This is a genomic window from Melaminivora alkalimesophila (assembly GCF_000282995.1).
In the GTDB taxonomy this organism is placed as follows: domain Bacteria; phylum Pseudomonadota; class Gammaproteobacteria; order Burkholderiales; family Burkholderiaceae_C; genus Melaminivora; species Melaminivora alkalimesophila.
This window is the reverse complement of the sequence record NZ_ALEE01000544.1, coordinates 1-401: the sequence shown is the minus strand read 5'-3', so window position 1 is coordinate 401 and position 401 is coordinate 1. Positions and strand designations below refer to the sequence as shown.

The 401-nt window shown below is 73.8% G+C and carries 1 protein-coding gene; it reads left to right on the top strand.

Annotated features, from left to right (window positions below):
- Positions 1-401 (top strand): DUF2760 domain-containing protein (locus A612_RS10715; protein ID WP_019374484.1); only part of this gene is annotated, 401 nt, incomplete at both ends.

Sequence of the window (401 nt, the reverse complement as noted above, 5' to 3'; positions counted from 1 at the left end):
GCCGACGCCCCGCCGCGCGAGGTGCGCGTCGAGGTGCCGGTCGAGAAGATCGTCGAGACGCGCATCGAGGTGCCGGTGGAGCGCGTGGTCGAGAAGACCATCGAGACCGTCAGCCCCGCCGCGGCGCTGCAGCTGCTGGCCCTGCTGCAGCGCCAGGCGCGCTTCGTCGACTTCGTGCAGGAGGACGTGGCCGGCTACAGCGACGCCGAGATCGGCGCCGCCGCGCGCGTGGTGCACGAGGGTTGCCGCAAGGTGCTGGCCGAGCATTTCGCGCTCGCGCCGGTGCGCAGCGAGGAGGAAGGCAGCCGCATCACGCTGCCCGTGGGCTTCGACGCCACCGCCGTGCGCGTGAGCGGCAACGTGGTCGGCCAGCCGCCGTTTGCCGGCACGCTCGCGCACCG